This window comes from Spirosoma gilvum (genome assembly GCF_054776815.1).
On sequence record NZ_BAAHBH010000002.1, the window covers coordinates 877,821 to 883,890 of the forward strand.

The 6,070-nt window shown below is 46.2% G+C and carries 6 protein-coding genes; 2 read left to right on the plus strand and 4 right to left on the minus strand.

Annotated features, from left to right (window positions below):
- Positions 1 to 57: 57 nt before the first annotated feature.
- Together ACYVFD_RS08435 and nusB are read right to left on the minus strand one after the other, a co-directional pair.
- Positions 58 to 360, minus strand: coding sequence for a YtxH domain-containing protein (locus ACYVFD_RS08435; RefSeq protein WP_461089445.1), 303 nt, complete (start codon positions 358 to 360; stop codon positions 58 to 60).
- Positions 361 to 489: 129 nt separating this feature from the next.
- Positions 490 to 1,626 carry a transcription antitermination factor NusB gene (gene nusB / locus ACYVFD_RS08440; RefSeq protein ID WP_461089446.1) on the minus strand — a complete coding sequence of 379 codons (1,137 nt, stop codon included), beginning with the start codon at positions 1,624 to 1,626 and terminating at the stop codon, positions 490 to 492.
- Positions 1,627 to 1,981: 355 nt separating this feature from the next.
- Here nusB and ACYVFD_RS08445 point away from each other — a divergent pair, with 355 nt between their 5' ends.
- Together ACYVFD_RS08445 and ACYVFD_RS08450 are read left to right on the plus strand one after the other, a co-directional pair.
- Entirely contained in the window at positions 1,982 to 2,932 is a 951-nt protein-coding gene (locus ACYVFD_RS08445) for a hypothetical protein (protein WP_461089447.1), read from the plus strand.
- Between the two features lie 87 nt (positions 2,933 to 3,019).
- Complete coding sequence (locus ACYVFD_RS08450) at positions 3,020 to 4,801, plus strand: ABC transporter ATP-binding protein (protein WP_461089448.1); 1,782 nt, start codon at positions 3,020 to 3,022, stop codon at positions 4,799 to 4,801.
- Between the two features lie 78 nt (positions 4,802 to 4,879).
- On the opposite strand, the gene ACYVFD_RS08455 is transcribed toward ACYVFD_RS08450, so the two are convergent.
- Positions 4,880 to 5,407, minus strand: a complete 528-nt coding sequence (locus ACYVFD_RS08455; protein ID WP_461089449.1) for a DinB family protein — start codon at positions 5,405 to 5,407, stop codon at positions 4,880 to 4,882.
- 127 nt (positions 5,408 to 5,534) lie between these two features.
- Entirely contained in the window at positions 5,535 to 5,909 is a 375-nt protein-coding gene (locus ACYVFD_RS08460; RefSeq protein ID WP_461089450.1) for a VOC family protein, read from the minus strand.
- Between the last annotated feature and the right edge of the window lie 161 nt (positions 5,910 to 6,070).

The window sequence follows — 6,070 nt, forward strand, 5'->3', positions numbered from 1 at the left end:
TTCAATATCGGTAGCTGGGCAACTTTACAACTCTATTATAACTTTACGACTTAGCTATTACGCGTTCTGTTGCTTAATTTGAGCCATCAGCCGATCCACGTCTTCGAGCAAACGTTCGGCTTTTTCGCGGGCGTCGTTCACAACCCGCTGACCTTCATTTTTCGATGAATTTTCCAGTTCGTTTGTTGAGCTTCCTAAATCCTGGAGTAAGGCATTAATCTGCTCTCTGTATTTCGACAACCGGAACGATAGCCGGTCGCGGGTAATTTTTCCTTTATCAGGTGCATACAGTAAGCCAAACAGCGACCCGACGGCAATGCCTGTCAGTAAAAACGTTAAGTCACGACCAATTCTGTTCATTTTACTAAAGTTATAAAGTTGTAGAGTTATAGAGTTTTAGGGTTCTAAGGATGGATTAACCAACCGCAACGGCAGACCGTTTTACAACCTTACAACCGCAACGGCGGACCGTTTTACGACTATATAACTCTATTTATTGTCTAATAAGCCTCGTCCGCTTTTCCGCAAATGCCCGGACGCCTGCAATTTCTCGGAAAGATTGTCCAGGATTCCATTGACAAACTTACCGCTTTTAGGCGTACTATAGGCCTTTGCCAGTTCAATATATTCATTAATCGTTACTTTAACCGGAATGTTTGGAAAACTGAGTAACTCGCAAACCGCCAGTTTCAGGATGATTTTATCGATCATGGCTACCCGTTCCATGTCCCAGTTCTGGAGTTGTTCGGCAAGGAGTTGCTCATACTCAGCATCGTTCTCCAGCGATTTCTGAAACAGCGTATTCAGAAAAAACTCATCCTCTTCCCAGTCGTCGGTCAATGGCTCAAGCTGTAAACCCGTCGCACTTTGCACCGACTTCAACGTACGGATCGCCAACCCCCGGACTACTTCGCTGTTTTCCGTCCAGCTCAGGTCGATTTCGGCCAGGTGATCGCGGATCACGTCATGTTTGAATATAAGAGTCCGTAACACGTATTGTGCCAATGCCTGATCTTCATCGGCTGTATGTGTTTGCTGACTGCAATAGGCCCGGTACGTTTCGTCGGTTTTCAGTGCTTCGCGCAGGGCTTTCCGAACAAACGGCTGATCGTCGGCCCAGGAAATGTTGTGCCGAAGAACCTCATTTTTCAGGGGTTGATGGCTGGCTAAGGCTTGTATAACCGTATTGTCGGCCAAATCTGACTCGAACGGGAATGGCACTTCGTCGGGATCACGGTATGGACGTTCGCGATCAATGCGGGCGGCCCGGCCCAGTTCGGGTAGGAGCAGCATGACCCGCAGGTAATCGTCGTAGATGCCATTGACCTGCGTAATCATCAATTGGGCCATATGCTGCCGATCTTTCTTCGTACGACTTTGGTAAAAGACAAAACCGTCGTTGGCCGCTTTTAATACTTGTCGGGGGGCATCATCGTCCTGAGCAGGCTGGGCCGCTTTGATAGCTTCTTCAAAGAGGGCGCCGGCCAGTTTTCGGTAGCCTTCGAGTTGCCGCTTATTCTGTGGCTCCATCGAGTTTAGGTCGGGTTGGAAGAGATCGTTTATGCCGTCGAGGGCTAGTTGATGATTAGAAAATTGGGCCTGCCGAAGAGCATATAATGCCTGCATGACCTTTATTCGGAGTAGTCGCCTGTTGAGCATCCGCCTAAATCTTAAATTCTACCGATATGATAAAGAACTGAATATGGGTGCAAAAGTACGAATTTTTTAAGCAGGGAGCAAGGGGAAGGGGGGCATGGAGCGAGGAGTACGGAGTTATAATCGCTTATTTATAGATATTATGTATTTATTTGTACCTTTATAGTTAATATAGTTTAAAAATGGGCGTTGCCCTATCTGGTACTGTTAAGTTCTCTTTATAATGATGCATCGATTTCGGGTACTCTTTTTCATTTGCTTATCTTTTGTTGTGAGCTATTGTGCCCAGGCACAGGAAATACTCACAAATACATCAATTCTGAGTATGTATCAGAATAAAGTATCAAGTAGTATCATAGTAGACAAGATAAGGGCTTCCCGTACAAATTTTGATGTTTCGACGGATGGCTTATTACAGTTATTGAATGCGAAGGTGAGTAGTTCTGTTATCGAAGCTATGATGCAGGGAACAAAAATGACTGACATTTTGACCAATGTTGATGTCATTAAACTTACGGATGCTAATATGCCTCGTAAGCTAATGTTCCAAAAGATCAATGGATCCCGCACACAGTTTGATACGTCAACATCTGGATTAATTCAATTGAAAGCGGGTAAGGTACCCGACGCTATTCAGAAAATAATGATGGCTGCTCCCACTGTAAACAATTCAGAATTGATTCCAGCAACAAGCTCTAAATCGGCCCAAAAGGTATCTCCTCAGAAAGCTGAAAATGATATGAAAGGGGTTCGGTGCCGAAGTTGGGTCGATAAATTTACAAAGAAGGATGTTACCGTTTCAAGAGTGATCTTAAGGGGAAGAAAAGCAGGTAACATACTACTTGGTCGGAGTGCATCGACACTTGCAGGTATTGAAGATATGGAAGTGACGCTTCTTTTCCGTCGCGATAACCAGAATACAGTTCTAGTGCTTTATGCGACAAAACCAGGTATTAATAACTTGCTGGTGGAACGAAATAAAACGCTAATGTTTCTGATGGCTGATGATTCTGTCCTGGAATTTAAACCAATTATGGATTCAGAGTATGGAGTTGATTTCGACTATACAGGTTATAATCTGGATTCCAAGCTATGTGTTTACTATAACCTGACCCAGGAACAATTACAGGTCTTAACTAAAAAATTAATTAAGAACTACCGACTGAATACATATAATCGGCATACGCATGACGATACTGTTAACCAATCACGGGCCGAACAAGTCCAGGTTGCGGCTCGTTGTATGTTGGGCGAAATCTCATCTTTACGGGAATAGCTCCCTGTGCCCCGCTCCTTGCTCCCTGCCTCTTTTGCAACTTTTCCGAAGGCTGAGCCGTTAGAAAAAAAAGCTGTTTGGTGACCTGTGAAAGCACTTTCCTACCTTAATAAATACCTCCTTAAATATAAATGGTACCTGATTCTGGGGACGATTTTTACGGCCGTCTCGAATCTGTTTGGCATTTTTCCGGCGCAATTGGTTCGGTATGCCCTCGATCTGGTCCGTGAAACCTTAGATGTATATTACCTCTATGATGGTTCACCTTTACAGTCGGGACTGTACCAGATTTTTGGCGTCAGTATTTTGCTGTTTGGCGTACTGACGCTGGTAATGGCGCTACTGAAAGGTTTCTTCCTATTTCTGGTTCGACAAACGCTTATTGTAATGTCGCGGCATGTGGAGTACGATTTGAAAAATGAAATTTATGACCACTACCAGACGTTACCGCTTAGTTTTTACCGCCAGCACAACACGGGCGATTTGATGGCCCGTATTTCGGAAGATGTGAGTAAAGTGCGGATGTACATCGGACCCAGTATTATGTATGGTCTGAATCTGATCGTGCTGTTTATACTGGTTATCAGTTATATGGTCAGCATCAACGCCCGCCTGTCTTTGTATGTGCTTTTGCCCTTGCCCGTTTTGTCGGTGGCTATCTATCTGGTTAACAACATAATTATCCAGCGGTCTGAGGAGATTCAGCGAAGTCTGTCGCGGTTGTCTACCTATGTGCAGGAAGCGTTTTCAGGTATCCGGGTCTTGAAATCGTTTGTGCAGGAAGACAATTCGGCTGCTAAATTTGAGATAGAAAGCGACGAATACCGAGCTAAATCATTGGGCCTGACGCGCGTCGATTCTTTGTTTTTTCCGATGGTCGCCATACTGGTCGGGCTAAGTAACGTACTGGTCATTTATGTGGGTGGCCAGGAGATAATAGCAGGACAACTGACGCCCGGCAATATCACCGAATTTATCCTCTACGTGAATATGCTGACCTGGCCGGTGATGGCGCTCGGCTGGACAACCAGTCAAACCCAACGGGCAGCGGCTTCACAACAACGCATTAATGAGTTCCTGAACATCAAAACTGACATTGTGTCGCAGAAAAATATTGAGCATACGATTCAGGGCGAGATTGAGTTCAAAAATGTCCGGTTTGTCTATCCTGATTCGGGTATTACGGCCATCAAAGATTTCTCCATGCACGTCCGGGCGGGCGAAACGGTGGCTATTCTAGGTACAACCGGGTCGGGTAAGAGTACGCTGGCCAACCTGCTTACGCGTATGTACGACGTGACGTTTGGCGAAATCAAGATTGATGGCATTCCAATTAAAGACTATAACCTGACGTCGTTACGCGGGCAGATGGGCTATGTGCCGCAGGACGTATTCCTGTTTTCGGAAACCATCAGCAACAACGTTCGCTTCGGTAAACCCGATTTGCCACAAGATCGGGTAGAACAGGCGCTACGCGATGCCGATCTATACCAGAATGTAATTGATTTCCCCGAGCAGTTCGATACCCGCGTGGGCGAACGGGGTGTTACGCTCTCGGGTGGACAAAAGCAACGACTAAGTATTGCCCGAGCTATTGCCCGCGACCCTAAAATCCTGATTTTGGACGATTGCCTGTCGGCGGTAGATACCAACACAGAAAATATCATCCTGAACAACCTCCAGCGGATCATGGCTGACCGTACATCGGTAGTCATCTCACACCGGGTTTCATCCGCCAAACTTGCCGACCACATTATCATGTTCGACGATGGCGAAATCATTGAGCAGGGCACGCATGAGGACCTTTTAGCGCTGAACGGTGCGTATCGTGAACTCTACGAAAAACAGTTACAGACAGAAGAGGTTTAATAAGACAGTTTTTGGTTTCCAGTTTACAGTCAGGCGGAGATAGTTTAGTATCTTCGCCTGATTCGTTTTAGTAGCTGTTTAAACCAATCCCAGCGCCATAACCTGATGCCGGTGGCGGTCGATGTGGAAGCGGAGGAACTGGAAGCGCTGTGGGATGTCTAAGGGGCCTGAGAGAACGTGCGGATGGATAATGGTTTCTACATCCGCATTATCTAAAGCGTTGGCCAGATCGGTCAGAGGTTGTTGCAGGCTGGCCAGCGCCGATAGCCAGAACGCCAGCGAACCGCCCATACGGGGAGCGGCAATAGCCGGTACCTGCTCTTTTTCGCGCCAGGTTCGCGCTACAATTTCGTCGGCCGTTAAGCCTTTGTTAGTCAGTTCGCCTTCCCAAATGGGTTTGCCTGCTTTTTTGGCGTGATAGGCCCGCCACATGCCCCAGATACCCCCGTGTTCGGCCCAATATAAATGTTCGGTATTATCCACAGCATTCCATACATCGGTTGATGGTTTCCACTGAGCCTGTTCTTCAGTCAGTTTACCCACTTCGGCTATGTATCGGTTTCGAGCTGCTGCCACTTCGTCTAAAAGCTGGTCAAGTTGAGGCATTGGTAGGGGGAATTATGTTTATGCCCCAAGGTACTCAATCATAAAAAAACTCCCTAAGCTGGTGCGTATCGATTTAGCAAAAGGTAGTGCTTCCCCGCCGTGCCACGGTTCCATACCTTGGCACGATTTAGTTATTGACAATACACAACACTTCGACCAGTACCTTGCCGGGGGCTTCGACGTAAAAGGACATGGTGCCGCGACCATTGTAATTGCGAGGCTCTTTACCTACCTCAATACCATCGACCTTCATTTGCTGGTAGAGCGCCATAACTTGCTCAGGTGTATCCTGTACAAAACCAACGTGAAAATCAGTAGGGTAGTGGGGCGTTTCGGTTTTTGAAAAGTTACTGATCGACAATATAAATCCGTTCGGATCTTCCAGAATGGCGATGACGTTGTCGCCTTTTAGCTCTTGACATTGAAAACCAAAATACGTTTCAAAAAACGCTTTGGTCTGTACGACATCGGGTACAGCCAGGTTTAGATGTTTAAGTGACATTTGTACGTAATAAAGTGGTAGAAGTTAGATTAATTACACTGTAAACTAAGTTTTCTTGTATTTTAGGTTTTCAGGATTGACCTTCACATACTGGCTGTTCATGGTATCTCTGGCTTTGTCCACCGTGAACTGCCAGTGAATCTTGACCTGCTTCTGATTGC